This window comes from Psychrobacter sp. BF1 (assembly GCF_019279065.1).
GTDB classification, from domain to species: Bacteria; Pseudomonadota; Gammaproteobacteria; order Pseudomonadales; family Moraxellaceae; genus Psychrobacter; species Psychrobacter urativorans.
Genome location: NZ_JAGYWV010000001.1, coordinates 180081 through 206882, shown reverse-complemented (window position 1 = coordinate 206882; position 26802 = coordinate 180081). Strand labels below are relative to the sequence as shown.

At 41.6% G+C, this 26802-nt stretch carries 24 protein-coding genes; 11 read left to right on the top strand and 13 right to left on the bottom strand.

The features are described from left to right. Positions 1–32: 32 nt before the first annotated feature. Both arsS and KZA12_RS00865 read right to left on the bottom strand, forming a co-directional pair. Positions 33–1013 (bottom strand): arsenosugar biosynthesis radical SAM (seleno)protein ArsS, encoded by a 981-nt coding sequence (gene arsS / locus KZA12_RS00870; RefSeq protein WP_218688895.1) that lies wholly within the window; start codon positions 1011–1013, stop codon positions 33–35. 261 nt (positions 1014–1274) lie between these two features. After that, a complete protein-coding gene (locus KZA12_RS00865; protein ID WP_218688894.1) occupies positions 1275–2456 on the bottom strand; it encodes an FAD-dependent oxidoreductase in 1182 nt (393 codons plus the stop codon). A gap of 189 nt (positions 2457–2645) precedes the next feature. On the opposite strand from KZA12_RS00865, the gene KZA12_RS00860 reads away from it, so the two are divergent. The 7 genes from KZA12_RS00860 to KZA12_RS00830 all read left to right on the top strand — a co-directional run bounded on the left by KZA12_RS00860 (position 2646) and on the right by KZA12_RS00830 (position 10517). Then, the gene (locus KZA12_RS00860) at positions 2646–4433 is read left to right on the top strand and encodes an amidohydrolase (RefSeq protein ID WP_256932765.1); all 1788 of its coding nucleotides are present in this window, start codon (positions 2646–2648) and stop codon (positions 4431–4433) included. Between the two features lie 197 nt (positions 4434–4630). Beyond that, a complete protein-coding gene (locus KZA12_RS00855) occupies positions 4631–5581 on the top strand; it encodes an alpha/beta fold hydrolase (RefSeq protein ID WP_218688893.1) in 951 nt (316 codons plus the stop codon). A gap of 198 nt (positions 5582–5779) precedes the next feature. Next, positions 5780–6601: a 2,3,4,5-tetrahydropyridine-2,6-dicarboxylate N-succinyltransferase gene (gene dapD / locus KZA12_RS00850; RefSeq protein ID WP_201622452.1), complete on the top strand. Its 822-nt coding sequence runs from the start codon at positions 5780–5782 to the stop codon at positions 6599–6601. A 452-nt stretch (positions 6602–7053) separates the two neighbouring features. Next, on the top strand, positions 7054–7776 hold the full coding sequence (gene queE / locus KZA12_RS00845; RefSeq protein WP_218688892.1) for a 7-carboxy-7-deazaguanine synthase QueE: 723 nt from the start codon (positions 7054–7056) through the stop codon (positions 7774–7776). Positions 7777–7871: 95 nt separating this feature from the next. Further along, positions 7872–8981, top strand: a complete 1110-nt coding sequence (locus tag KZA12_RS00840) for a multidrug resistance efflux transporter family protein (protein WP_218688891.1) — start codon at positions 7872–7874, stop codon at positions 8979–8981. A gap of 101 nt (positions 8982–9082) precedes the next feature. Then, positions 9083–9670 carry a trimeric intracellular cation channel family protein gene (locus KZA12_RS00835; RefSeq protein ID WP_201622522.1) on the top strand — a complete coding sequence of 196 codons (588 nt, stop codon included), beginning with the start codon at positions 9083–9085 and terminating at the stop codon, positions 9668–9670. Between the two features lie 43 nt (positions 9671–9713). Then, entirely contained in the window at positions 9714–10517 is an 804-nt protein-coding gene (locus KZA12_RS00830; protein ID WP_227677169.1) for a trimeric intracellular cation channel family protein, read from the top strand. A 158-nt stretch (positions 10518–10675) separates the two neighbouring features. On the opposite strand, the gene recJ is transcribed toward KZA12_RS00830, so the two are convergent. Further along, the gene (gene recJ / locus KZA12_RS00825; RefSeq protein WP_218688890.1) at positions 10676–12526 is read right to left on the bottom strand and encodes a single-stranded-DNA-specific exonuclease RecJ; all 1851 of its coding nucleotides are present in this window, start codon (positions 12524–12526) and stop codon (positions 10676–10678) included. A gap of 409 nt (positions 12527–12935) precedes the next feature. Between recJ and KZA12_RS00820 the strand changes: the two genes are divergently transcribed. Next, positions 12936–13451 carry a hypothetical protein gene (locus KZA12_RS00820; protein WP_201622448.1) on the top strand — a complete coding sequence of 172 codons (516 nt, stop codon included), beginning with the start codon at positions 12936–12938 and terminating at the stop codon, positions 13449–13451. Between the two features lie 163 nt (positions 13452–13614). Here the strand turns inward: KZA12_RS00820 and KZA12_RS00815 are convergent, their stop codons facing one another. Further along, positions 13615–14598 carry a hypothetical protein gene (locus tag KZA12_RS00815; protein ID WP_218688889.1) on the bottom strand — a complete coding sequence of 328 codons (984 nt, stop codon included), beginning with the start codon at positions 14596–14598 and terminating at the stop codon, positions 13615–13617. Positions 14599–14911: 313 nt separating this feature from the next. Here KZA12_RS00815 and KZA12_RS00810 point away from each other — a divergent pair, with 313 nt between their 5' ends. After that, positions 14912–15298 (top strand): hypothetical protein, encoded by a 387-nt coding sequence (locus KZA12_RS00810; RefSeq protein WP_218688888.1) that lies wholly within the window; start codon positions 14912–14914, stop codon positions 15296–15298. A 140-nt stretch (positions 15299–15438) separates the two neighbouring features. On the opposite strand, the gene KZA12_RS00805 is transcribed toward KZA12_RS00810, so the two are convergent. From KZA12_RS00805 to uvrB, 5 genes are all read right to left on the bottom strand, one after another. Next, the gene (locus KZA12_RS00805) at positions 15439–15819 is read right to left on the bottom strand and encodes a hypothetical protein (protein ID WP_256932764.1); all 381 of its coding nucleotides are present in this window, start codon (positions 15817–15819) and stop codon (positions 15439–15441) included. A 235-nt stretch (positions 15820–16054) separates the two neighbouring features. Further along, positions 16055–17107 (bottom strand): histidinol-phosphate transaminase, encoded by a 1053-nt coding sequence (locus KZA12_RS00800; RefSeq protein ID WP_227677168.1) that lies wholly within the window; start codon positions 17105–17107, stop codon positions 16055–16057. A 263-nt stretch (positions 17108–17370) separates the two neighbouring features. Beyond that, positions 17371–18423 (bottom strand): histidinol-phosphate transaminase, encoded by a 1053-nt coding sequence (locus tag KZA12_RS00795; protein ID WP_373416556.1) that lies wholly within the window; start codon positions 18421–18423, stop codon positions 17371–17373. Positions 18424–18576: 153 nt separating this feature from the next. Further along, positions 18577–19062 (bottom strand): hypothetical protein, encoded by a 486-nt coding sequence (locus KZA12_RS00790; RefSeq protein WP_218688887.1) that lies wholly within the window; start codon positions 19060–19062, stop codon positions 18577–18579. Positions 19063–19168: 106 nt separating this feature from the next. Beyond that, positions 19169–21283 carry an excinuclease ABC subunit UvrB gene (gene uvrB / locus KZA12_RS00785; RefSeq protein WP_201622444.1) on the bottom strand — a complete coding sequence of 705 codons (2115 nt, stop codon included), beginning with the start codon at positions 21281–21283 and terminating at the stop codon, positions 19169–19171. Between the two features lie 310 nt (positions 21284–21593). Between uvrB and KZA12_RS00780 the strand changes: the two genes are divergently transcribed. Next, a complete protein-coding gene (locus KZA12_RS00780) occupies positions 21594–22013 on the top strand; it encodes a GFA family protein (RefSeq protein ID WP_201622443.1) in 420 nt (139 codons plus the stop codon). 396 nt (positions 22014–22409) lie between these two features. Next, positions 22410–22892 carry a DNA starvation/stationary phase protection protein Dps gene (gene dps, locus KZA12_RS00775; protein ID WP_201622442.1) on the top strand — a complete coding sequence of 161 codons (483 nt, stop codon included), beginning with the start codon at positions 22410–22412 and terminating at the stop codon, positions 22890–22892. A 133-nt stretch (positions 22893–23025) separates the two neighbouring features. Here dps and KZA12_RS00770 read toward each other — a convergent pair whose 3' ends face one another. From KZA12_RS00770 to KZA12_RS00755, 4 genes are all read right to left on the bottom strand, one after another. Further along, positions 23026–23598 carry a DUF2059 domain-containing protein gene (locus KZA12_RS00770; RefSeq protein ID WP_201622441.1) on the bottom strand — a complete coding sequence of 191 codons (573 nt, stop codon included), beginning with the start codon at positions 23596–23598 and terminating at the stop codon, positions 23026–23028. A 90-nt stretch (positions 23599–23688) separates the two neighbouring features. Then, positions 23689–24441 (bottom strand): DUF2059 domain-containing protein, encoded by a 753-nt coding sequence (locus tag KZA12_RS00765; RefSeq protein ID WP_256932763.1) that lies wholly within the window; start codon positions 24439–24441, stop codon positions 23689–23691. Positions 24442–24526: 85 nt separating this feature from the next. After that, positions 24527–25639 carry a cation diffusion facilitator family transporter gene (locus KZA12_RS00760; protein WP_218688886.1) on the bottom strand — a complete coding sequence of 371 codons (1113 nt, stop codon included), beginning with the start codon at positions 25637–25639 and terminating at the stop codon, positions 24527–24529. Positions 25640–25968: 329 nt separating this feature from the next. Next, a complete protein-coding gene (locus KZA12_RS00755) occupies positions 25969–26520 on the bottom strand; it encodes an acyl-CoA thioesterase (protein ID WP_201622439.1) in 552 nt (183 codons plus the stop codon). Positions 26521–26802 lie beyond the last annotated feature (282 nt).

The window sequence follows — 26802 nt, the reverse complement described above, 5'->3', positions numbered from 1 at the left end:
GTAGGCCTAGATTATTGCTATAGAGCATAAAACTAGGCTTGAGCTTTCTCCGCTTCCTCGTCTAGAGCGCCGCCACAGCTACTGCCTTGCCCAGCAGTGCAGCCATAGCAATGATCAGCAATAGCGATATCATCACCGCTAGGGTTCTGAGTCAGTAAATCAGCTAAATGTCGGCGCGATTTATTAGCCACTGGGATCTCTAATTGCTGATTAAAATCACAATCGAATAGCTCCCCCAGCCAGTTAACGCTAATAGTCTCACGGCACATCACATCTTTTAGATTGTCAGCCATATAATTATCTTTGAGCAAGTTCATATAAGGATGAAACTCATTCTTAGCCAATAATACGGCGCCAAAACGCTGAATAGGCATATTGGTTAGCGCAAATAATTGATTAAACTCAATATCGAAATGCTGTTTTAGCTCATGCTTATAATCATCTTCTAACTGTTGCTGATTAGGTGGCAATGTAGCCCCTTGCGGGTTATAGACTAAGTTTAAGACAAGCTCAGAGTCCGCTTTTCCATAACCCAAAGCATTAAGCTTATGTAAGCCCAAAATACTGCCATCAAAGGCCCCTTTGCCACGCTGTTTATCGACGTTTTCTAGCGAATAACAAGGTAGCGAAGCCACTACTTCCACTTGATTATCAGCTAAAAAACCTGCCATATCCTCATAACCTTCTTCCATCAGAATAGTCAGGTTACAACGGTCAATTACTTTCACCCCCAAGGCTCGGGCAGCTTTGACTAGATATTTAAAGTCTTGGTGCATCTCAGGTGCACCGCCGGTTAAGTCTAACGTATCGATATTCTGCGCTTGTAGCACTTGGGGTATTAGCTCCACTAATGCCCGTGACATCATTTCAGTACGATAAGGGCTAGCTGCGACATGACAATGCACGCAGGACATATTGCACAAATACCCCATATTAACTTGCAGAATCTTTAACTCTCGTCGTTTAATAGCAGGGAAATCAGTATGCTCTAGTAACTTTATGGTAGATTTCATAATGGTATAAAACCTTATTAATAATATATTTAATGATAACAGGATAGCCTTTTAGCCGCGGCTATTAGTAATTAGTTATAACCAGTAGCGTACAAACTTTATTAGCACAAAGCTAAAATGTATAAAAAAGCACACAAAAAAATATGAAAAAAAGGCACTAAGGATCTTAACTAATGTATAGTTTATCTAATCAATAATAGCTTATTGTTAATGACAATTTATGTCTAATAACGTTATTTTTTCTATCTAGCTAGCCACCTTTTAGTTAAATCCTGCCTTTACGAAGCGTTTATCAATACGTTTTTTTAGCTGCCAAACCCAACGGCCTTGTAAGCTATAACGGCCCCAACTGGCGATGGCATATTTATCCCCACAAGATAATAAGTACAAAGTACGGAGCCTTGGATCATAGCTATGTAAAGGCTGATCTGCTAAATAAGCGAGCAAGTTGTCCGCTTCTACTGCCCCGCCACGTACCGCATGCACCCCTGAGTGCGCCATCTTTTGGTCCACTCGAGTAGCCACATCGCCCACTGCAAATACATTCGGGTGCGAGATACTTTGCTGCACCTTATTGACGGCGATAAAGCCATGATCGACAGTACTAAGATCAGTATGTTTTGTCCAAGCAGAACCAGTGACTCCCGTAGCAGCTATCAGCGCATCAATAGCTAATGGTTGACGACTAGTATGCAACTGACCTTCGCTATAGCCCAAAGCACGCTCATAAACTATCTGTACTTTATGTCTATGTAGCTGCTTGATAACTTGTTTTTTAAAGCGTTGATTAAAGCCCGATAATAGCTCGTCCCCACAGACCAAATAAGCTTGGTGGTTAGGATTGATAAGCCGCAAAGCATACTGTGCTGCCAGTACCAACTCTGTAGCAGCAGCCCCAGCACCGACTACAGCCAGCTGGTAGCATGCAGACTGTTTAGCCTCTTCGATAATCTGCTGCCAACGCTCGATAAACAACGATATCGGACGCACAGCAACCACTTGTGTAGGAAGTTGTGTAGGAAATTGTGTAGGAACTACGGCTGTTTCAGTATTAGCTGGCAGCTGATCTTGCGCTTTGTTGAGCCACCGCAAATCTGTATTGGCACCGGTGTTTAAAGACAAGACGTCATAATCCAATTGCTTATCGTCAGCAGTCGTTACTATGCCAGAGGCAGCATCTACTTTGGCTAGTGACTGTTGGATGAAAGTCACCCCTGCCTGCTCACAGAGTGCTTGGGCATCAATACTGATATCAGCAAGGTTATAGTGCCCCGCCATCCAACCCGGCAACATCCCTGAATAGATAGTCTGTGGCTGCTCAGTAACTAAAGTAATTTGCAAATGTTTCGGTGGCTCACTACTATTAATAATACTGCGCAGTAGATCAATATGAGCATGACCGGCTCCAGCTAATAGCAGTTTTTTGGTCGATACACAGTTCATAAGCAGCCCCATTACTAATAGCTAAGATGAGCCAAATTAGAACATGAATTATAAAATTTTGAGTCATACTCTTGTAAGGATAAGGCAAATAACCACTAAGCATATTTATGATTGAAAATACGTTATGCTAATAAGGGCTAATAAACAATAATAGCGAAATATACTAACTAAACCCTTAAGGATAAGGTCATGACTAAATCGATAAATTGTGAGCAAACGATGCATAAGACAATCACCTTGAACCCTTTGATCAAACCGACGTTACTTAGTGTAGCGCTACTGAGCATTATGGGTTGTACCGCTATGCAGAATACTAGCGCCGATCCTGTCAGCACTGAGCTTAATGCCGCCACTGTATATTACAACGGCAATATCATCACTATGGAAGGCGATCAGCCACAAATGGTACAAGCCTTAGTGACACAAGCAGGTAAAATTGCTTACGTTGGTAACTTGTCTACGGCTCAATCAAAATACGCTAATGCGGCACAAGTCGATCTAAAAAACCAAACTCTATTACCAGGATTCATCGATCCGCATAGCCATTTCGATATGGTGTCGAACACTATGGGGCAAGTTAATCTTAACCCGTCACCTGTCGGCAAAGTGGCTAATATCGATGACATACTCCAAGCACTCAAAGCTTATAAAAAAGACAATAATATTGCCGATGGTGAGTGGATCTACGGCTGGGGTTATGATGAAACTCAATTGAGTGAGGATCGCCATCCTACTAAAGATGAGATCGATACGGTACTGCCTAATAACCCAGTCTATCTACAACATACTAGTGGTCATATGGGCGTAGCAAATAGCAAAGCTCTAGCAGCACTGAAGATAACGGCTAATAGTAAAGCTCCTGAAGGTGGTAATATTGCACGAGTTAAAGGCTCGAACGAGCCTAATGGCCTAGTACAAGAAACCGCGATGTACCCCTTCGTGCGCAAGATGCTAGAAGTGTTGGAGCCCAATCAAGCTAAGTTCTTTGAGTCTACGCAAGATTATTATGCTGAAAATGGTCTGACTACCGCCCAAAACGGTTCGACGACTCGTGATACTATTGCTTTCTTCCAAAAGCAGGCAGATGCTGGCAAGCTCAAAATCGATTTAGTAGCACTAGCAGGCGTTAGTGACTTAGATGAAAACTTGGCCGATAAAAACTTTAGCTGGAAGACTTACAACCATGGTTTTAAAGTTCAAGGCACTAAGATCGTCGCTGATGGCTCGCCACAAGGTAAAACGGCTTATTTCAGTCAGCCTTACCTAACACCAGTACCAGATTGCCAAAAGGACTGCCGTGGTTTGCCTAGTGTCAGCCAAGACCAGCTCAACGAGATGTTTGCCAAAGCTTATGCGCGTGACAATCAGCTATTTATTCATAATAATGGCGATGGTGCCACTGATATGGTGATCAAAGCGCATGAGTATGCGGTAAAAAAGACTGGGCAAGCGGCCGATAAAGATCGTCGTACTATTCCTATCCATGCGCAATTTGCTCGTCCTGATCAACTACAAGCCTTTAAAAAGTATAATATGCTGCCATCATTCTTTACTAATCACGCTTATTTTTGGGGTGATGTCCATGTCAAAAACTTAGGCGAAAAACGAGCTAATTTTTCTAGTCCGATAGCTACTGCTGATAAGATGGGTCTAAGATACACTAACCACTCTGATGATACGGTGACCCCAGTTAGTCCTTTATTTACGGTTTGGTCAGCAGTGAATCGCACTTCACGCTCCGGTCAGATCATCGGTAAGGATGAGCGTGCCAGCCCTTATCAAGCCCTAAAAGCCATTACTATTAACCCAGCTTATGAGTATTATGAAGAAGACAGCAAAGGGTCTCTAACCCCAGGTAAACTGGCTGACTTAGTGATCTTAGATAGTAACCCTTTGACTATTAATGCTAGTAAGATAAAGGACATTAAGGTGATGACTACTATTAAAGCAGGCAAAACTATTTATCAGCGTCGCTAGCTTTATTAGTAGGTGAGTAATGCTTGCCTGATGCTAGATAACTTTTTAAAATTGCGGGCTAGCATTAACAGTCGGATCTTTTAGTTATTCGACTGTTTTTCTTTTTTCTGTCTTGATAATGACTAACTTTTTTACCTTTTTAATTTTGAACCCTTTAAACTGTCAATTGCTTAACCTATCCCTTTAAAGAGAGGCCTATGAGTACTTACGAGCAAATCACTTCCTCTGACAACAGCCATTATCTGCATCATACCTTTTTTGAACCCACTGTCTCTGATAGTGAGCCTGATAGCGTCAAAACCGTTAGAGCCACATTATTAATTGTTCATGGTATGGCGGAGCATAGTGGTCGTTATGCCAGCTTTGCGCAGTTCTTGGCGGATAACGGTATTGCCGTAGTAACTTATGATCAGCTCGGTCATGGGCAGACTATTAAATCGCCTGACGAATTAGGGTTTTTTGGTAGCGAACATCCTATGCAGTCGTTATTAAAAGATGTCATTATTATGGCGGACAGCATAAAGTCTCGCTATCCTGATGTGCCCCACTTCATCATGGGTCATTCGATGGGATCTTTTATCGTGCGTACCGTGCTCAAGCATCACGCTCATAACTTTGCAGGGGCTATTTTAATGGGTACTGCCGATGCCAATCCATTGATAAAGGTTTTGCTCCCTATCAATAAGATCTTGGCAAAAGCGGCGGCTAAAAAGCCCAATAGCGTATTTTCTGATTTGATGAATAAGCTGCTTAATAGTAAGCTTGCTACTGATTCTTCTTCTGAATTTGCTTGGCTGAGCGAAAGTAAGGCTAATATCACCGCCTATGAAGCCGATCCACTAGCCGGTTTTGTGTTTACCAATAATGGCTTTTATACCCTATTTGCGCTTATGCAGGCAGGACTGGATAAAGGCTGGGCTAGAACCATTACTAAAGATTTTCCTATGCTGTTTATCAGCGGTAAAGATGATCCTATCGGCAATATGGGTCGTGGTATTCGCGCTATCGACAATAGATTACAGAAGCAAGGGTTCGCTAATATAAGCACCAAACTCTATCCCAACATGCGTCACGAGCCTTTACATGAGCAAGACAGTAACTTGGTATATGATGATATTCTGCACTGGATAGATGATTTATCTATTTAGCTTAGCCAGGCATTTGCTAAAGGGCAATAAATTAGCGACAATAAAAGCCGTTGTCTTTAGCATCTGTATTTAAGCTAACTTAGTGTTCATTGATGCTAGTTAGTCAGGCTGGTTATAATTGAAAGGCTAGCTGGAGGCTAATGACTACTATGAGCAAAATCTTCTATTATTTTATCTTTACTCTTTTTAGGAATTTTTATGTCATTACAGCAAACGATTGAACAAGCTTTTGAAAACCGCAACGAATACAATCCAACCAATATGCCGCAAGATATCCGAGAGGCTATCGAACAAGTACTTGAGCAACTTGATAACGGTACTTTACGTGTCGCTGAAAAGAAAGATGGCGAATGGGTAGTTAATCAGTGGGCAAAAAAAGCCGTGCTTTTATCATTCCGCCTCAATGACAACTACGTGATGGCTGCTGGTGAGCACGTACAGTTTTATGACAAAGTACCGACTAAATTTGCTGATTGGACTGAAGCTCAATTCAAAGAAGCTGGCGTACGTGTAGTACCACCCGCTGTCGCTCGTAAAGGATCATATATCGCACCGGGTGCTATCTTGATGCCTTCTTACGTCAATATCGGCGCTTATGTCGATCAAGGCGCAATGGTCGATACTTGGGCTACTGTTGGTTCATGTGCTCAAATCGGTAAAAACGTTCATCTCTCTGGCGGCGTAGGTATCGGTGGTGTGTTAGAGCCATTGCAAGCTAACCCTACTATCATTGAAGACAACTGCTTTATCGGTGCCCGCTCTGAGATCGTTGAAGGGGTTATCGTTGAAGAAGGTGCAGTAATCTCTATGGGCGTCTACATCGGTCAATCAACGCGTATCTATGATCGTGAAACTGGCGAGATTCATCGTGGTCGTGTACCAGCCGGTTCAGTAGTAGTGCCTGGCTCTTTACCTTCTGAAGATGGCACTCATAGCTTATATGCCGCTATTATCGTAAAAAAAGTTGATGCACAAACTCGCGCTAAGACTGCCGTTAATGAGTTATTGCGCTTAGATTAATCACCAGCAAAGCTTAATCGCTGACCGCTTACTCAAAGGTGCTTAGAATGTCTAAGCACCTTTTTTTGTAGCTAAATCAAACGCTCAAAGGCATAAAAGATAGCTGTTAGAATAAACCCTATGCTGTGCGCTATTGAAACATAGCAACCAGATACGCCCATCAAAATACAGCAACCAGAATACTGAGCCAAAAGCACTAGCCTAGAACGGCTTCTATTAAGTCGCAGCTGTCATAAATATCCTACTATTGCTAGTTAGAGCGCTAATGCAATTGCGCCGAGATTTTTACAGCTTAATATGCTGGCTTACGCTATAATTTAGCGCAATGAAAGAAACTTATCCAATACCGCCCTTATCGCGGTATTTTTATTGTTTTCTGTTATAAAAAAACGTTAATTTTTAATCTTTTTGTCGAGATAGATGATCGACACCTTACCTTATTTGAAATTGTTATGACTGAGCTATCACTACGCACATCCGCTATTGCTGTCACTGACCCTGAAGCTGGGTTACGAATTACTGAGATTTTTTATTCTTTACAAGGAGAAGCGCTAACCTCAGGCTTGCCGACGATATTCGTGCGCTTGACTGGTTGTCCCCTACGCTGCGTCTATTGCGATACTGAATACGCCTTTAGTGGTGGCGAGCGTCAGTCGCTAGAGACTATCGTAGCGACTATCAAAAGCTTCCCTTGTAAGCGTATTTGTATTACTGGTGGCGAACCTTTAGCCCAGCCTAATGCCATTGAGCTAATTAAACGTTTGCTTGCCGATGACTGTGAGATATCGCTTGAGACTGCAGGGGCGTTATCGGTACAAAAGGTACCGCCAGCAGTAAGCAAAGTTATGGATCTGAAAACCCCAAGCTCAGGGGAAGTCGATAAAAACTTATGGTCAAATTTGGCTTATCTAACCCAACATGATCAGTTAAAGTTCGTGATCATGAATCGCACTGATTACGACTGGGCGAAAGCCAAACTAGTTGAGCACCAGCTAGACAAACTCGTCGGTACAGTATGGTTCTCGCCAATGTTCAATGTCGAAGAAAATGACAGTAGTCCTGAGGTGCCAGTATTGGCTCGCCAATTGGCTGAATGGATATTGGCTGATGCGCTGCCGGTTCGCTTCCAATTGCAATTGCACAAGATCATCTGGGCTGATGCCAAAGGTAAATAAAACATACCGTCAATGCTAATAGAAACCTATAGATAGCTGATTATTTATAAGTTGCTATCATGATTGTCAAAGCTAAAAAGTGCAAGGATGCAGGGATGGTTAAGTTAATATTATTCGGCTTATTAGCAGGAGCGCTATTTAGCTCAACCTTTATCTTAAACGAATTTATGAGCAGCGCTGGCGGTCATTGGTTTTGGTCAGCTAGCCTACGTTACTTGTTTATGTGGTTGTTGCTCACGGTTATTATCACCATGCAGCATGGCTTTGGCCGCATCAAAGAGCTGACGGCTATTTTTTCTGCCCATTGGCGCTTTTGGTGCATTACTGGCAGTATCGGCTTTGGCCTATTCTATACGGGTATTTGCTACGCTGGGGATCACGTTGCCGGCTGGGTAGTAGCGGCGACTTTTATGTTTACGGTGGTCACAAGCTTACTAGTACTGATAGCTTTTGGTCAGCGCTTCGATAAGAAGTTTATTTTTTATGCCCTGCTAGTCTTTATAGGGGTATTGTTAGTTAACGTTAGCGAAGGCTTAACTGCCTCTGAGGTTGCCTCTACGCCGATGCTAGAAATGCTCCTTTATGGCGCATTGCCTGCATTAGTAGCCGCTTTTTGTTATCCCATCGGCAATCAGTTAGTTTGGCAAGTGTCTTATAATACTCGCATGCAAAATGCTGAGCGACGTAAGTGGCAAGAAAGTAATAGCGATCATAACGATAATGCCCGCTCAGTCACCCAAAGCTATGCGTCTAGCAATAGCGCTAATAGCGATCCATTACTTGTGGCTGAAACCGCAGCACAATCTACGCTACAAAAGCTAATTAGCCGCATTCCAGCTATCGAAACTGAGCTGCTACAAAACGCTTTTAATAAAGTGTGGCTCATGACCCTTGGTAGTTTGCCATTTTGGTTAATTTTAGGCATCATAGTCCACCCTGAAGCACCCAGCTCATCACAAGTTTTTAACACCTTGCTAGTAGCTCTACTCGCAGGCGTCGGGGCTACCAGTATCTTCTTATATGCTCGTGAGCGTGCTGAGACTTCCAGCGAAGTTGCTGGCGTTGACTCCACTCAAGCCAGTGAAGTAATCTTTGCCTTAATCGGCGGTATATTATTGTTAAATAATGCCTTACCGTCAGTAATGGGTCTAATTGGTATCGGATTAATTATGTTAGGATTGGTACTGTTTGCTAAGGATGGCTAATAGCGCTGTTTATAAAAACTATTATTTATAAGACAGCTACAGGAAGAAGCATTGTGATCAATAATTTAATTTTTCCTGATGTTCTGCTGTATTTATTAGATATGATTGGTATAGTCGCTTGCGCTATCGCTGGGACTTTACTAGCGCAGCACAAAGGCTTTGATATTGCTGGCTGCATTTTAGTGGCTATGGTTAATGCTATTGGCGGTGGCACCTTACGTGACATGGCATTAGATCGACACCCGTTATTTTGGATGACCGATCTTAATTACGTCCTAGTAATCACTGCTACTTCGCTCATATTGCAAATATTCTTTCATCTTTATCCCAAAATTGATAATGCCCTCAAACTGTTCGATGCAATTGGGCTGGCCGCTTTTAGCGTCATTGGTTTTAAGGTTGCTTTGGATCAAGACTTATCACCAATGATTGCGGTAATGATGGGCGTTTGGACAGCTATTATTGGTGGCTTACTACGCGATATTATCTGCAATGAAATACCCCTGCTTCTTCAGCGTGAAATCTATATCTCTGCTAGTATCGCCGGTTCAGTGACTTACTTGCTACTGGAATACTGGGGCTTTAATTCAAGCTTCAATGAATTTATTATGCTTGGCGTCATCTTTGCGGTGCGAATGTTAGCACTGCGCTTCGATTGGCATCTTCCCTCCATTCGCTTGGTCAACTGACCTTCATTCTGTTGGCTTGCGTGAATTCTTTATGTGAATCCTTATGATCAGTATTATTAGTGTCAACCTTTATGCTGTGCTCAACACTTACTGTATGGCAATATTTGGCAAATCTTTCGATATGCTATTGGCCCCTGCTCTTGCTGTAACCGCACCTACAGCCCTTTTAACCGATAATCGTGCTGCTCTTACTCCAGAATTTGTAACTAGATTCGAGCCAACCTCGTTTATGTTCTGGTTAGAGATGTTTGGTATTTTTGCTTGTAGTGTCTCAGGAACTATCCTAGCTAAATATAAAAAATTCGATGTTTTTGGCTGTATCTTGGTGGCGATGATTGCTGCTATTAGCGGCCCTACTGCACGTGATATCATCTTAGATCGCTATCCACTGTTTTGGATGGTCAACATGAACTATCTATTAATTATCACTATTACCTCTATTGGCTTTCAGATGTTCTGTAATCCAAAAGCTCGCCATGTCGACGGTTTACTAAAACTATTTGATGGTATGGCTCTGGCGATTTTCACTCTGATTGGTATTCAAGTAGCGCAAGAAATGGGCGCCAATATCCCCATCTGTATCTTGCTTGGGGTATTGAATATTTTGTTTGGTACCGTCATCCGCGATATGCTGTGTAATGAGATTCCGTTAGTATTACAGCGCGAGATTTACGTTACCGCAGCGATCATAGGTGGTATTTTGTATTTTGCGATGGATGGCATGGGCGTGACTCCTTGGATTACCGAATCTTGTACTATGATTACTATCTTTGTGATTCGTATGCTGGCTGTGCATTATGATTGGCACTTTCCAGATATTGGACTGATAAAAAAGCCTAATATGTAATTCTATATTGGTATAGAATAAATTTTGATAAAAAAATAAGGGCGCTTGGATAATCAAGTGCCCTTATTTTATGCCTAACTATAACTGCTGCCCTGCTCTACAAGCGCTTGATCTATCAGCAGTGTTTATTGATGCATGTTGCACCCATCATAGTAAAGCTAAGCGCTAATAACGGCTAAATCCTTGACCATTAACTGTAAGCTCTGTTTACCATTCCACTCGTTGATACCTAGCTCAAATAAGATATGCACTTGCTCAGCTCGGTAGTCCCAAGCGGCACTATCATAATTGAAATAAATAGCATCGATAGGATACTGTACATCAGGATAACGTAGCGACAACTTTAAGTGCTTATCCTTGAGTATCTTAAAGCTCAATACTTCAAATACCCCATCAAATATTGGCGGTGCAAAACCATGACCCCAAATGCTAGCATCAGCTAAGTTATCAGCGAAATACAAGCTAAAGTCACAGGCTTGTAGAGCGCCATCAGTGAATTTTTGCTCAGCGAACACTTCAGCATCTAATTGCGCCATTACTTCATTAAAGGCCGTAACGAAACTCTCAAAATTGCTACGTTTCAAGGTCAAGCCTGCTGCCATAGCATGGCCACCGAAATGGCTGATCAACGCAGGATTTTGCTCAGCAACTTGCTCAATAGCATCGCGAATATGCACGCCAGCGATCGAACGTGCCGAGCCTTTGATAGCATCATCACCACCAGTGTTTTGAGTGTCAGCAGGGGCAAATACTATACTGGGCCGATAATGGCTTTCTTTTAAGCGTCCAGCGACAATCCCGATAACTCCTTGATGCCAGTTATCCTGATAAAGCACAATACTGCGCTGACTATTAAGCTGATCATTAGCAGCCACTGGCTGACTGGTAGTTTTATCCATTAAGATTGAGTCATTACTGTCATCGACTTCATTACTGCCATCAACAGCATTATTGTCAGACTCATTGCTGCCAGCTAGCTGCTCGACAATGCTATCGGCTTGATTACGCATCTCGCCTTCAACTTGCCGGCGATTACGATTAAGCTGCTCTAACTCATGGGCTAAACGTTGGGCGCTACCCCAATCATCAGTCAATAAGCACTCAATACCGATACGCATATTGTCCATACGCCCAGCGGCATTAATACGTGGGCCTAGTACAAAACCAAAGTCTTGCGCATGCAACTGCTTAGGATCACGACCAGCCTGCTCGAGCAATGCTAAGATACCTATACAGCACCGCCCCTGACGGATAGCATTCAGTCCATGATGCACTAAGATGCGGTTGTTTTTATCCAAAACCCCCACATCGGCAATAGTTCCTAAGGCCACTAAGTCTAAATATTGACTCACTTGTACGGTTGACTTACCTGCCTCACGGCGCAGTTTTGCCAGACGACCGAGCACATAAAAAGCTACCCCGACTCCGACTAATGCTTTACTACTAAAGTCACAGTCTATCTGATTAGGATTAACTACCGCTTCTGCTGGTGGCACTTGCTTAGTAGTCAAATGATGGTCAGTGATAATAACAATAATACCCTCAGCTTGGGCCCGTGCTACCCCCTCATGGCTAGAGATGCCATTATCGACAGTGACAATCACTTGTGGCTGATAAGTCTCAATACCTAATTCGACGATTTCAGGGGTCAGGCCATAACCGTACTTAAAGCGATCGGGCACTAAGAAATTAACGTCTGCGCCCATTTTAGTCAGCGCTCGCATCATCAGCGCGGTACTAGTCGCCCCATCACAGTCAAAGTCGCCAACGATCAAAATACGTTGCCCTTGGTCAATTGCCACATCTAGCAGGCGCACCGCTTCAGTGACGCCATGGAGCATTTCGGCTGGCAACAAACCTGCTAACCCCGTTTCGAGCTCATCAGGCTGCACGATACCACGACCGGCATAGAGGCGAGCTAGAGTGAAGGATTGGGCGGCTAGTGGTTGTAGCGCAGTGGGCAGCTCGTCGATGCGAGTGCCAGTATATCGGGGAGTTAAATTTAGCATAGGGCCATTCTACTGGCTTTGACGTCAGGTCTCAATGTGAATTTATAGGCAATTCGTTTAGCGATGATTGCTAGACTGTTGACGATAGTAATTGTGATTGGAGTTTATTATTTTTGATACTGACACCCCTATACAGCTTAGTGGCTCTAGCCAGTATTATTTACAAAAACCGTATAAAGATAAGCGGTTTCTTATTATTTTGATACAAAGCTATGATTGTATAGCGCGCATAAATCCCTAAAATGATAACTAACTTTGATAGTGTTGATATCAGCCTTAATCTTCTTTTAGCGTTTGTTTCAACCCTACTCATTAAGCTAAAAAGTATTAAGCTAAAAGCCATTAAGCTAAATTTACTAAACTAAAAGCTACTAAACCAAAATTATTGAACGATCTTAAGGATAACTATATGAAAACCACCCCAGCTGTTGAAAAGCTACCCAACACTATTGATCCCAATTTAGATCTTGAACAAGTTAGAAAGCAATGTATCGCCTTAGTGAAAAAACGTGCTAGATATTCTGCTGGTGTAGCGGTTGTTCCTGTGCCTTTCTTTGATGTCGCCGTCGATGCTGGGATGTTAACCCAACTGCTACCTGATATTAGTGAACGTTTTGGCTTGCTCGAAAACCGTCAGGGCGCTGTCGACTTAGAGTCACGTGAAATACATTGGAATGAGCTTAAAAATCGTACGGTTGATTTTGCAGGCTTAATGGCTACTCGTGGCATCGTCAAAAAGACAGTGCAAGGCTTTGGTGGTCGTATCGCCGCTAAGCAAGTCACTAAATTTATCCCACTTGGTGGTCAATTGGTCGCCGCTACTATGGGCTATATGATTTTCAAAAAAATCGCTGTTGATCATATCAATCAGTGCTATGAATTGGCAAAAGATATTCAAACTAAGCAACATAGTAAAAACGTTTAACTTTTAGCAGCTTATTTAAAAGCTCTTTACCGTTTACAAGCATAAAGCCAGCTAAGACTATTTATCTTAGCTGGCTTTTTATTTGCTTTAACAGTTGCAAGTAGGACAAAAGCAGTAATGGCTAGAGCAACTCATTTTAGCCCTAGCTTTTTAAATCGTTACGCTACTCAATTTGTTCAATAATAATACGTATATTTGCTATCTTATCCTTTCTATCAACAAACACATAACCTTGCCAGCCTTTGTGTAAAGGCACTTTTTCAGCGAATTTAAGTTCTGATCTTTGCTCTAGCTTTTGTAGGGTTTTTAGCGGCTTACTATTATGCGCTACAGGTACTAATATTTTTAAAACTTCTGATAATACTGGCAATGAGTGTCCCTGTTGCGCAGTGATGACGTATGTCACGCTAGATAAATCACAGCCAGATAAAGTGGCTTCAATATCCAAGCCTTTTACTTGAACCGTTTCCGTAACCACTTGGGTATACTCATGCATATCGATATCAACATGACTGGCGCCACCTAAACTGAGGTCTAATAAGCCCTTATCTTTACTATTAGCTAGTCGGCAATGATCTCGATAATAACTGCTTATAGGGTTATCGCCCTGCCAATTGACAGTGAACTTAAGAGCCGGATCTATCAGCTCACCATCCTCATAAGCTTCAGGATGCGAGCGAAAATTGGGCACAGCGCTATAATTAATCTGCTTGCCTAGCACTTTGTAAGTTACGATGTGCTCACTAAAGGGCGCATAAAGCAATATCTCGTGGCTGCCAACGATTTGTTTTTTACTATCCAAAAGTAGATATTCTACCGTACTGTCACTAAATACACTGCCGCCTAGTGGTCCCATAGACTCAACCTCAATGGCTAAGTCTTCTATACTATCTTGATTAAAATCCATAGCTAGTAAAGGATGTAAGCGTAAACTATAATTCATGCTCTGCTGCTCGCCATCATCATCTTCATACTTCTCTGAGCAGTCGTATTCTAATGCGGCTGTCTTGCGAGGATTAGGATCAGGGTTATCACAGCGACTCTCGATCAAATCGATGATAATAGATTTTGGGATTTTTACCTCAGCAGTAGCACTCAAGCTAGTCGCCATTAATACGGCTAATAACAGAAGATTATGTCGTTGCATACTTGCCTCCAATACTAATAGCGGATTATGATTAGTATAGTATGGCTTTAGTTTTCGCTAAAAGCGATGTAAATAAAATAACCGGCTTTAGCCTAAAGAACTCTAGCGAAGCTTATCACTGTCGAAACAGGCGCTTTGCTGTGACTATATCGATTGATTGCTTATTAACGGTTTGTGATTAGGCTGATATAAGTGAACGCTATAAGCTATAAAAAGGTATTATAATCGCACATTATTGTCAGTGAATTAGATGGGACAATATGCAAAATCTTTAAAAGCTCCTACTTACTCAACCCCCTTAAAGGACAAACCAATGAAAAAACTCTTAGCCTCAACTGTAGTGCTAGCTACTCTTGCTTTAGCTGGGTGCGCGACTACTGGAGCCAACAATAATGCAGGCACAGCTATCGGTACTGCAAACGAAATCGGCATGAATGTCTTCAAAGCAGCTATCGATAACCAATGCCGTAGCCAAATTCAACAGCAGCCAGCTTGGCGCATCGCTAGTGTGGCTATGACCGAAAGTCAAAAAGAAGCAGTACAGAGCAAAGTTTGTGGCTGTGTAAGCGAACAAGCACCGCAGCAAGTAACTCTCATTGAATTAGGTAATGCTGCTATAGATGCCAATTACCGAGGTCAATTAGTGACTAAAGTTGTCGCCAAATCCCTACAAAGTTGTTATGCCAATTTCACTAAGTAAACTGCTGGTTGCTAACTGCTAATTGCCCGTTGTTGAAAAACAGTCAATAAAAAAGGCTGCGTTAATGACCACGCAGCCTTTTTTATGCAGAACATCACAGCTTTACTAACTATAAAACAAAGCCATCTTAAACCGACAATCTAATACTTGTCTGCTTCTGTGATAATGGCTTGGCTACCTAAAGCAGCAGCCATTGGCAATATCTTACTCATACGAAAATACTTAGAATGACTTTTGAGAATATCATTGACACCATCGACCAAATCTTCGATAACATCATCATAAATACCATGATGCAATTCAGTATCAAAATTAGTAAAAGGATGCTTACGAGCGGCTGCTCTTACATCGGTAATGCCATCTTTAGTGTAAAAGATATTAACACTACCATCACTATTGAGCACACAGCTTAGATCGCCTTTATCAATAACCATATCTATGCGTTCAGGCTTAAAAATATAGTCATCGACATCAAGTAATTGTTTCTCTATACCTTTTTTAAATAACGAGGCAACGTCCATTATAGTTATATCCTTATAGTTCAAAATTTAACAGGTTAAGTAAGGTTCTGACACTCTAAATCAGTTTTAATTGGCACTCATTTATAGTATGAGAGAGTCTATTATATAGTATTTGAAAGTCTATTATTTTTTAACAGCTAATATGTAAAACTGCGTTTATGCTTAGTAAAATATAGCCTGTAGGCAAAAGCTAATATAAGTTATTTGTCCTTTGCTAATAGCAGAAAGCATCCAATCAAACCCAGCCTTTTTTACGAAATGACTTTAGCACTTCGATAAATACTTCCATCTCCTCAGGTATGCCAAGCGTCAAGCGATTAAAACCTTTAACAGGAGGAAACTCGCGACCAACCTTGATACCATTTTCTCGCATTCTATCGATATAGGTTTTCAAATCGCCTTTTATTTCATGAAAAATAAAATTGGCCTGTGAGGGTAAGTAGCGAAGACCAAGCTCGTCCAATGCGCTTTCAATCATCTGACGCGATTGATTGGTCGTGCGCAAACTTAGCGCTAAGAACTCTGCATCATTTAACGTTGCAATAGCGGCAATTGCACCTGACAGGTTGGTGTTATCCATCGACATAAAGGCTTCAACATCTTCAATAGCTTGCGGGTTAGAAATGGCATAGCCGACTCGCATACCCGCTAACGCATATAGCTTTGAGAAAGTATGAATGACAATAAGATTATCAGATAACTGCTGTTTTACCCACTCAATCCCACTCTCAAAGCTTGGGTCTGTGACGTATTCTAAGTAAGCTTGGTCCAATAAAAAGTAGTGATTATCGGGTGCATTACCTACCCAATCTTTTAGCTTTGCCGTTGATGTAATCGTCCCTGTCGGATTATTAGGGTTGCAAAGATAAAGTAAGCTAATCCCGTCAAAATCATTGGCAGCTTCTTGCAATCTTTGCAGGTCTAAATCATAATTTTCGGCTGTTAATGGTATTTTTACTACAAGTGCGCCAATAGAGTCTGCATACATTTCGGCGCAATCAAACGTTGGTACAGGAATCACCATTTGAAACTTTCTGCCCTCCTCTAATGCTCTGTGTTGCAGCATCTGTAAGATAGCTCGAATATTTTCAGTTGAGCCATTACCTAGTGAGATCTGATTCTCTGCCACGCCATGAAGAGTGGCAATTTTGCTAATCAGAGCAGCACTTGGATTATCCGGATATCGAAAACCCGAACCTAAAGAATCTGTAACCGCTCGTTTAGCAGAATCTGCCATGCCTAGTGAGTTTTCATTAGCATTTAGCTCTATGGGATTATTCGTATGCACAATATATGATCCGCCTAATTTGTTATTGGTTTATGAGCTTAACAATATTATTTCATATCATATTAAGGAGCATTTGGTATGAATACAAGTGTTGTATTACCTAAAAATTAGTTATTAATCCCGATAAGCAAAAATCAATATTTTTCAACCACTTAGCAGAGCACAAAAAAGGTGAGCTACAAATATGCAACTCACCTTTTTAAGTTCTCTTACCCTGTTTTAACCTATCAGTCTTTTAAGAGTGCTACTTTCTAAAACAATTATTAGACCCAGCCCTTTTGCCGAAAAGATTGTAATACTTTGACGAATACTTGCATCTCATCAGCAGTGCCAAGTGTCAGGCGGCTGTAGCCAGTAATAGGCAAAAACTCTCGCCCCACTAAGATGCCGTTTTCTCTCATTCTATCGATATAGATTTTTACATCGCCTTTGATTTCATGGAAGATAAAATTGGCTTGTGAAGGCAAATAACGCAGACCTAGCTTCTGTAGCTCAGTCTCAATCATTTGACGCGATTGATTGGTAACCTGCAAACTTAGCTGTAAGAAAGCTTGGTCCTCTAACGTTGCTAACACTGCAACCGCACCGGCTAAATTAGTATTGTCCAACGACACAAATGAGCTGATAGCAGCCGTAGTTGGTGCATTGGCAATAGCGTAACCTATACGCATACCCGCTAGCGCACATAGTTTTGAGAAAGTACGGACTACAATAATATTGTCAGATAGCCCTTGCTTGACCCACTCGATAGCGCTCTCAAAACTTGGGTCAGTAATATATTCTGAGTAAGCTTCATCTAATAAAAAATAGTGATTATCAGGGGCATTCTCCACCCAAGCTTTTAACTCTGCTGTTGCCGTGATAGTGGCGGTTGGATTATTAGGATTGCAAAGATAAAATAGACTAATACCTTCAAATTCTTCGGCAGCTTGTTGCAGGTTGTGAAAATCTAGTTGGTAATCATCAGCAGTCAGCGGCACTTTTACTACGGCTACTCCTATAGATTCTGCATAGCGCTGTGCACAGTCAAAAGTTGGATCAGGCACTACAACTTGTAACTGCTGAGCTGTATTTAAGGCTTTATCTTGCAGCATATGTACTACGGTGCCGACGTTTTCGATTGAGCCATTACCTAAAGACACTTGGTCTTCTGCTACGCCATTTATCTCAGCGATTTTGCTAATTAATTTAGCACGCTGATCGTCTGGATAACGAAAGCCGATATCTAAAGAGTCGATGATAGCTTGTCTGGCACAAGCTGACATGCCTAGTGAGTTCTCATTAGAGTTTAACTCTAGTAAATGATTAGTATGCACGATGAATAATCCGTCTTAGTTTTTGGTAGGTTATGGGATTTAATTTGATTAGGAGCATTGCTGATATAAGGCTAACTTTATCGTAGGCTGACGCTTTAGGCTAGTCGTAGGGTGTGCCGCGCGCACCGAAACAAGCTGTTATAACTTACCACATCAATTCATATATTCTAAAGCAATAGTCTCAAATTCCAAAAAATGTTTGAAAGGAAACTCATGTTTCCTATTGAGTGCAAAATATTTATCTTTCATAAGCTCAGATATTTTTTTGAACTCATAGTAAAACATTCGGACTAATTGAATTTTAGCGATTTGAAACTCCATAACAGCTTCTTTGTTTTGTGTAATTAGCTCTTTAGTATGAAACAGATAATCCTCGTTGAACTCTACTACCTTTAGCCAAACGTAATTTTGCTGTGTCGATATTTCATCTATTATTATTCTTACCCCTCCAGGCTCGCCATGCCAATTAAAACTACTTGTTTTATCACCTCTCATCAGCTCAATTAAAGCATCAATACATTCTATAATAGGATCGTTAAAAGAGTGAGTTATCACAATCTTATACCAATCACCATTGGCATATAGCCAACAATAACTCCAACCCTGTTCTTCTAAGAAATAACTGATATTTATATTCACTGTTTTTACTCTTTTAAAATAACGAAATACAGCTGCCAAATAAATAAAGATAGCACAAAAAAGCGGGTCACTTTCGCAACCCGCCCTACTTTTCTAAACTCTAATGCTACTGTATTAAATGCGCTTTAAGCTCAAGCACTTTATCACGAGTCTTCGCTGCATCCTCAAACTTAAGATCACGTGAGAATTGCTTCATTAGCTTCTCTAAACGATTGATCTCTTTTGCGAGCAAATCAGGACTGCGTAAGATACTAATATCGACGTCAGGCAGATTACTCTTAACCGGTATCGCTTGGTTATCATTAGCATCGAGGTCTTCACCAGTATCAATCTTATCAGTGACATTACGACGTGCGCCCCTCGGCGTAATATTATGCTCAAGGTTAAACTCGATCTGCTTTTCACGGCGACGATCAGTCTCCTCAATGGCCCGTTCCATACTTGGGGTAATACGATCGGCATAGAGAATGGCTTTACCATTTAGATGACGCGCCGCACGACCAATAGTCTGAATCAAGGCGCGCTCAGAGCGCAAAAAGCCCTCTTTATCCGCATCAAAGATCGCTACCAGCGATACTTCAGGCATATCAAGACCTTCACGCAGCAAGTTAATGCCAACTAACACATCGTGAACACCAGTACGCAGCTCATGGATAATCTGCGTACGCTCGACGGTATCGATATCGGAATGTAGATAAGCGACTTTGATATCGTATTCTTTTAGGTAGCTCGTCAAATCCTCTGACATACGCTTAGTCAAAGTAGTGATCAATACCCGCTCATCTTTGGCACTGCGCTTAGTGATTTCTGATAACACATCATCGACTTGGGTCAGTACTGGACGAATCTCAATCTCAGGATCAATCAGACCCGTCGGGCGCACCAACTGCTCCACCACTTGCTCGCTATGCTCAAGCTCATAAGCGGCAGGTGTGGCACTGACAAAGATAGTCGTCGGCTTGATGCGCTCCCACTCTTCAAACTTCATCGGCCGATTGTCCATAGCACTCGGCAGACGGAAGCCATAATTGACCAAGTTTTCTTTACGTGATCTATCGCCTTTATACATCGCCCCTACTTGCGATACAGTCACATGCGACTCATCGAGGAACAATAAAGCATCGTCTGGAATATAATCGAACAACGTCGGCGGTGCCTCTCCGGGTGGACGACCCGATAGATGCTGTGAGTAGTTTTCGATACCGTTACAGTAGCCAAGCTGCTGAATCATCTCTAAATCGTATTGGGTACGCTCTTTGAGACGTTGCGCTTCGATTAGCTTATTGTTCTGACGGAAATACTCCAAACGTGGCTCAAGCTCAGCACGAATAGTATGACTGGCGGCCTCCAGCTTATTGCGTGGCGTCACATAATGCGATTTAGGATAGATGGTAATGCGGGGCACGCTACGCACCGTCTTACCAGTGAGCGGATCGAACCAAGATATTTTTTCCACTTCATTATCGAATAAATGCACTCGCACGGCCAATTGTTCAGACTCTGCTGGATAGATATCTAAGATCTCGCCGCGCAAACGATAAGTACCGCGGCCAAAGTCCAGCTCGTTACGAGTGTACTGCATCTCAACCAGACGCTTAATCATCGCTGTACGATCAATCATATCGCCAACTACGATATGCAGTAGCATTTTTAGATAACTTTCTGGATCACCCAGACCATAAATACAAGATACCGAAGCTACAATGATCGCATCACGGCGCTCTAGCAGGGCGCGCGTCGCCGATAGACGCATCTGATCGATATGATCGTTGATGGCACTGTCTTTTTCGATAAAAGTATCACTAGCCGCCACATAAGCTTCCGGCTGATAGTAGTCATAATAGCTGACGAAATACTCGACAGCATTATTAGGAAAGAACGCCTTAAATTCACCATATAGCTGCGCCGCTAACGTCTTGTTATGCGCCATAATGATAGTGGGACGCTGGCATTCAGAGATGACCTTTGCCATCGTAAAGGTTTTACCAGAGCCGGTTACTCCTAATAATAGCTGCTCTTTCATGCCACTATTAATACCTTTTACCAGCTTTTCAATCGCTTGTGGCTGATCTCCTGCTGGCTCAAAGTCGGTAACCATCTCAAAGGCACGACTCGATATCTGCGTTCCTGACGCATTAACACCAACAATTTCAGCTTCGCCTTGCAACTGAGTGGCTAATTGATTTAACTGACGCGATGAACGCGGTTCGGGCATACGCATAAGGTCTTTCTTCGTCAATAGGTTTATAACAATGTGGGGGCTAAGGCATTATTTTTAAAGGTAGTTTATAGCGTTTATCAGGATTATAAGTATATAAATAGCGTACTGTTTAAAGCTTGTTAATAGTGACTAGTAAGGGCGGTTAATACTAACTTTTAAACGCTATTAATATTAAAATCAGCGTCACTAATAGTAAACAATAACTAGAGCGTACTAGCGTCGTATAGGTGCTATATTACAAAAGGAGCGCTTAAAAAGTGAGTTATATTTTAGAGGCCATTATTATTTAATAACCAGCAAGGAATACATTATGAAAGGCCATTGTTTGTGCGGTAGCATCACTGTAGAGTTAGAAGACATCAATACTTTTGAAGCTTGTCATTGTAGTATGTGCCGACGTTGGGGTAGCGGTCCTCTAATGGCCGTACATAGTAATTCAGAAGTCACTTTTACCGGTCAAGAGTCGATGACCGTTTATCAATCCTCAGCTTGGGCAGAGCGCGCCTTTTGTAATAAATGTGGTACTAACTTGTATTACCATCAGCTCGGTGCTGAAGGCTATGTACTATCTTTAGGCTTATTCCAAGATCATCCGAACTTCGATTTTGCCAGTCAAATATTTGTCGATCAAAAGCCAGCCTACTACGAGTTCGCTAACGACACCGAAAACCTCACTCAACAGCAACTATTTGATAAGTTCGCTGATAAAGGCATTAGACCACAGGATTAAGAGACTGATTGGCAGCTAAAATTATTCATAAGTTTAAGGGTTATATATTAAGCCTTATGTATTTTAATTAACCAGCTGTTCTTAGCTGATTTTATTACCTTGATCGGCTTACTTTGATTACATAGTATCTATAAGTTGGCCGTCAAATTTACAAAGCTTTTCACGGTTAACAAAGTCATTACACGACCACTAACTAACTCCTAACGCTTAGGGGTTTAATCATCGATACAAGCTGCTATTATCAGTACTGAATTAATCAATGACAACAAAGCATTCTATTACTAGCTGCTTACTGCAATTATCAAAAGTGAGCATTATCTTAGCGTCTTTGTTGAGTTAAAATGACAACCTATAATAATTTAAATTCTAATAATCTAATAAATAGTGGAGCTTAAAATGAGAGAACGTTACGCAAGTGGAATAGACGACGCAACTGCAGAAAAAATGATTAACTTATTGAATGCTAACTTAGCCAACTTAATTGACTTAAGTATGGATAGCAAACAATGTCATTGGAATCTACAAGGTAATGGTTTTATTGGTGTGCATCAGTTACTAGATGATACTTATAGCCGTTTGACTGAAGCCTTTGATACTGTTGCTGAGCGTATTGTTATTCTAGGCGGTAAGGCCAATGGTATCTCTAAACGTGTGGTTGAAGATTCTATTTTAGAGACTTACCCTACTGATATTACTGACGTTGATCAGCATGTACGTGAACTGACTAATCGTTATAAGCAAGTTGCTAAAACTTTACGTGAAGGTATTGATGCAGCGGGTGATGCTGGTGATGAAGATACTGCTGACTTATTGACTGAAGTTAGTCGTATAGTAGATAAAGATGCTTGGTTCATCGGTGCTAATGCTCCAAAAAAATAACTTTATTTTAATGGGCGCTTATTTCATCAATAACTGACCTAGAATAAAGCGTAGACAATAAAAAAGGTTATCTTCATTGATAACCTTTTTTTGTATTTTATATAATGACTGGCTATAGAACTTACTGGCTTTACTATTTAGCAGTTAGTGCTTTAATATCTGCAGCCATACGCGGCATGATATCCTGAGTTTTTTGTATACTAGTCTTCATAATAGTAGGCATAACTTGGCTAGTTACTTTTGCTAAGTAGTCTTCCATAATAGCTGGCTGTTTGTTAATGATGCTCTGACCTATAGCGCTACTATAAAAAGTAATTTGAGCATCGACTTCTTGTTGATTAAAATGCTGCTTAGCAGAGTCAATATAAAAACCCATAATTTGTTGATTAAAGCTCTGCATGTCAAAGCTACTAGCTATCTCTTTGCTATACTTATTCACAATATTATCGAACTGCTGGCGCTGATTTTCATTCAAATCATCCTTGGGCATCGCTGCTAACAATCCCTGCATAACTTGCTCAGTCACTCTGCTTTCGCTAGTCATATCATCCATCATTTCGACCACTTTAGTGACTTTTATTAGCTTTAATAAAGAGGCTTCGGTTGGGACAGCAGCTTGTGCAGACAGCGTTGGTACTGCCATCACCGTCATCGCACTTACTGTCAATGAGAGAGCGACTGCGCTATTTCTTAGTAAGGACTTCATAGTATTTCCTTGCTTTTATATCTGACTATTATTGGCTGTTAATTCTTAGCTTGTGCTGTTTTTAGTTAAGCACAAACTAGTTAGCACTTGCTACAGTATATCTTTAATTATCTGCTTCATTTGCGGTATTAATTGACTAAGCTGCTCTTTAGTAGCACTCATATCTCTCTCATTGGGCAGTGACTGTTGCAAAAAGGCGGCCGTTACTTGTGGCCGCTTGGCCAAAATACTTTGACCGACTGGGGTATCATAAAACTTAATCTGCGCATCAACTTCGGCTTGGCTATAGTAAGCTTTTGCAGCAGTGATATAAGCTTGGGTCATAGTTTCAGCATCAGTGGCCTGATCAATACCCTCGCCCATAATCTTAGTATACTGACCTAAAATCCCCTGAATCTTAGTCTGTAGTTCACGCTGACGCTTATTTAATTTATCACCCGCTGTTGGTTGCTTGGCATTAGCGGCTTGGCTGTTGATAATATCAATAGCTGCTTGCTGACCATTGATGATGGCAGTTATTTGCTCATCAATATGCATCACTTGCATCAGCTTAATAATAGAAGTGTCTGAGGGCGGTCGATTATTGCTAACTTGAGGAATATAAACTTGAGAGCCCATGTTTTGCCCTACGCTATTGATCTTTTGACTGGGCTGATCATGAACAATCAATTCAGCATAGGCTGGGGTCATAACTGCTGTACTGGCAAAAGCTACCCCTATTGACACTAGCAATGCTGATCTGAATGCTGATTTTGCTGATGGCAATGAAGTAGTCACAGGACTAGCAACTACTGGCGAATAATCAAGGCTAAGGTCTTGTGCCTGCTCAGTTCTAGGGCTCATATCACTCTCTCGTTTGGATGGTTTAACTGAAATTATTTGCCTGCTTTGCAGCTAATAAACTGACTATTAGTATAAATAATTGGTTTTATCGGTGCTGCAGCAGCTCAACCTCTTTTGTACATAAAGGCTTAGCGTTGGGTACCGATAAGGTCAAGATCGCCTCTTGAAATAAAGGATTGGCTCGGAATTGGTTTTCTATAGTTTCAAACTTATGAGCGATGCTATCTTCATGTTGATCACCAACGAAGTTTACCGCGGCGACCATAAATATCTTCTTCGGCCCGACCCACTCTAAATGCAAATAAGAGACACTTTCAACGTCGTCTGACACTAATAATTTGTCTAATACATACTGATGAATACTGTCTGATACTCTATAACCGACCAAAAAATCCCGATTACGGCTGATCAAAAATATCGCCACTGCCCCTAATAATATACCCACGATAATAGAACCTAAAGCATCCCAAATCGGACTACCAGTATAAGCGTGCATCCCCATCGCTGCTGCAGCAATCAGCAGACCGATGACTGCCGCTGAATCTTCGAAGAATACCCCACGTAAAGTAGGATTAGAAGTATCGATAACATAATCAATAGCGCTAACGTTTATCGCTGCCCCATGCTCTTTGCTTTGTCGATAAGCTTGCAGCAATGAAAACCCTTCGAGTACAAAGGCGACTGCCAAAATCACGAAGGCGACAGTATAATTGGTCTCGGTCTCGGCCGCATTCCATTCGCTAATACCCGTATAAATAGAGACAATAGAGCCGGCCATAAATACGCCAAAGGCCGCTATCATTGACCAGACATACGACTCTTTTCCATAGCCTAGCGGATGGCTAGTATCGGCAGGTTTTACCGCCTTTTTTTCTGCAATAAGTAAGAATACCCCGTTACCGGTATCCGCCCATGAGTGCGCCGCTTCGGCAATCATAGAAGCGGAGCCCGTTATAAAAGCGGCAAATGATTTGGCAATAGCGATCAATAAGTTGGCACCAATAGCGATCAATACGGTGATTACTGAGCCTGAATGCCGTTGCTTGTTATTGGGAGCATCGTTAGAGGTATTATCAGTAATGCTGGCGTTATCCGACTCTTTATTAGAGTAGATGCCGCCTACGCCGCGAGCGTTATGGGTTACAGCGGTATTATTAGTATGCAAATGCGGTTTGGCGACTGATGGTTTTAGACTCATGCTAGACTCAATAAAGTATGGTGATAAGACAAACTAAGCTTTATAGTTGCTTTAGCCTAAAATAAGTGGCAAATTTTATCAGTAACTTTTTAGTGACTCGTAGTTGATGCTGGTGATTTGAGAGGGCGAACTAGCCCTGTCTATCAGCAAGCATTTATTGCTAAATGCTTATTAGTATAAGTAGCTAACGGTGAATGCTTAGCTAAATAAGCCAAGCTTACACCGCTTGGCTGTTAGTAGGCTATTACTAGTAGTAGGCTACTAATCCTCTTAGGATATCAGTCACTATCGATTTTAGTCTTGGACTCATTACTGAACTCAGTATGGGACTAATTACCATTTTCATGATTGACCGCTAGTTCACCAACCATGCTAGAGATATCACAGCTAGGGCGACTTGAATTTTGCATGTGCAGCTGTTTACGATCTAAGGCGGCATCAAAACGACATTGCTGCATCGGATTTTTAATATCTAGCGGCGGTATAGGGGTAGGTTTACCGTTATCATCGATAGCAACCATAGTGAAATAACAGCTATTAGTATGGCGAATAGTACGTGCTCGCACATCCTCAGACTCTACCCGAATCCCTACTTCCATCGATGTTCTACCGACATAATTGACACTAGCGGCAAAAGTCACTAACTCACCTACATAGATAGGCTCACGGAACATAACTTGATCGACTGATAAGGTAACCACATAACTACCGCTATAGCGGCTGGCACAAGCATAAGCCACCTGATCAAGCATCTTTAGCAAGTCGCCCCCGTGGACATTACCAATGAAGTTAGCCATATCAGGGGTCATTAATACTGACATGTAAAGTTCGTGATTGAGGGGCGCTTTTTTGGCAGTAGATGAGGTGTTGTATTGTGGCATAGCAGTCCTTAGGGAGGTTTAGGTAGGCTCAGATGGGCGCAGTTTAGCTTGGCTTTATTACTAGCTTGTAGCTGATTGAAAACTTAGCAATGTGAATAGATATTGATTTGACAGCTCTGCAACTTTGGCAATATTGAATAAGGCTAACCATAAACTACTTGCCAGCAGTGCTGCTATTATCACTAAGTTTTAATTTTACTGTTCGCTATAAAACCAGACTAACGTTAGCGCACACTGCATAGAAAAAGCGTAACTCAGTTCCTTGAGCTACGCTTATTTTAT

Coding starts and splice junctions, on each gene's coding strand:
- KZA12_RS00770 (WP_201622441.1), bottom strand. CDS start 23,598: ATGAAGTCCTTACTAAGAAATAGCGCAGTCGCTCTCTCATTGACAGTA.
- KZA12_RS00865 (WP_218688894.1), bottom strand. CDS start 2,456: ATGAACTGTGTATCGACCAAAAAACTGCTATTAGCTGGAGCCGGTCAT.
- KZA12_RS00760 (WP_218688886.1), bottom strand. CDS start 25,639: ATGAGTCTAAAACCATCAGTCGCCAAACCGCATTTGCATACTAATAAT.
- KZA12_RS00820 (WP_201622448.1), top strand. CDS start 12,936: ATGAAAACCACCCCAGCTGTTGAAAAGCTACCCAACACTATTGATCCC.
- KZA12_RS00860 (WP_256932765.1), top strand. CDS start 2,646: ATGACTAAATCGATAAATTGTGAGCAAACGATGCATAAGACAATCACC.
- KZA12_RS00755 (WP_201622439.1), bottom strand. CDS start 26,520: ATGCCACAATACAACACCTCATCTACTGCCAAAAAAGCGCCCCTCAAT.
- KZA12_RS00840 (WP_218688891.1), top strand. CDS start 7,872: ATGGTTAAGTTAATATTATTCGGCTTATTAGCAGGAGCGCTATTTAGC.
- KZA12_RS00810 (WP_218688888.1), top strand. CDS start 14,912: ATGAAAAAACTCTTAGCCTCAACTGTAGTGCTAGCTACTCTTGCTTTA.
- KZA12_RS00830 (WP_227677169.1), top strand. CDS start 9,714: ATGATCAGTATTATTAGTGTCAACCTTTATGCTGTGCTCAACACTTAC.
- queE (WP_218688892.1), top strand. CDS start 7,054: ATGACTGAGCTATCACTACGCACATCCGCTATTGCTGTCACTGACCCT.
- KZA12_RS00815 (WP_218688889.1), bottom strand. CDS start 14,598: ATGCAACGACATAATCTTCTGTTATTAGCCGTATTAATGGCGACTAGC.
- KZA12_RS00855 (WP_218688893.1), top strand. CDS start 4,631: ATGAGTACTTACGAGCAAATCACTTCCTCTGACAACAGCCATTATCTG.
- recJ (WP_218688890.1), bottom strand. CDS start 12,526: ATGCTAAATTTAACTCCCCGATATACTGGCACTCGCATCGACGAGCTG.
- dapD (WP_201622452.1), top strand. CDS start 5,780: ATGTCATTACAGCAAACGATTGAACAAGCTTTTGAAAACCGCAACGAA.
- arsS (WP_218688895.1), bottom strand. CDS start 1,013: ATGAAATCTACCATAAAGTTACTAGAGCATACTGATTTCCCTGCTATT.
- uvrB (WP_201622444.1), bottom strand. CDS start 21,283: ATGCGTATGCCCGAACCGCGTTCATCGCGTCAGTTAAATCAATTAGCC.
- KZA12_RS00780 (WP_201622443.1), top strand. CDS start 21,594: ATGAAAGGCCATTGTTTGTGCGGTAGCATCACTGTAGAGTTAGAAGAC.
- KZA12_RS00765 (WP_256932763.1), bottom strand. CDS start 24,441: ATGAGCCCTAGAACTGAGCAGGCACAAGACCTTAGCCTTGATTATTCG.
- KZA12_RS00835 (WP_201622522.1), top strand. CDS start 9,083: ATGATTGGTATAGTCGCTTGCGCTATCGCTGGGACTTTACTAGCGCAG.
- KZA12_RS00805 (WP_256932764.1), bottom strand. CDS start 15,819: ATGGACGTTGCCTCGTTATTTAAAAAAGGTATAGAGAAACAATTACTT.
- dps (WP_201622442.1), top strand. CDS start 22,410: ATGAGAGAACGTTACGCAAGTGGAATAGACGACGCAACTGCAGAAAAA.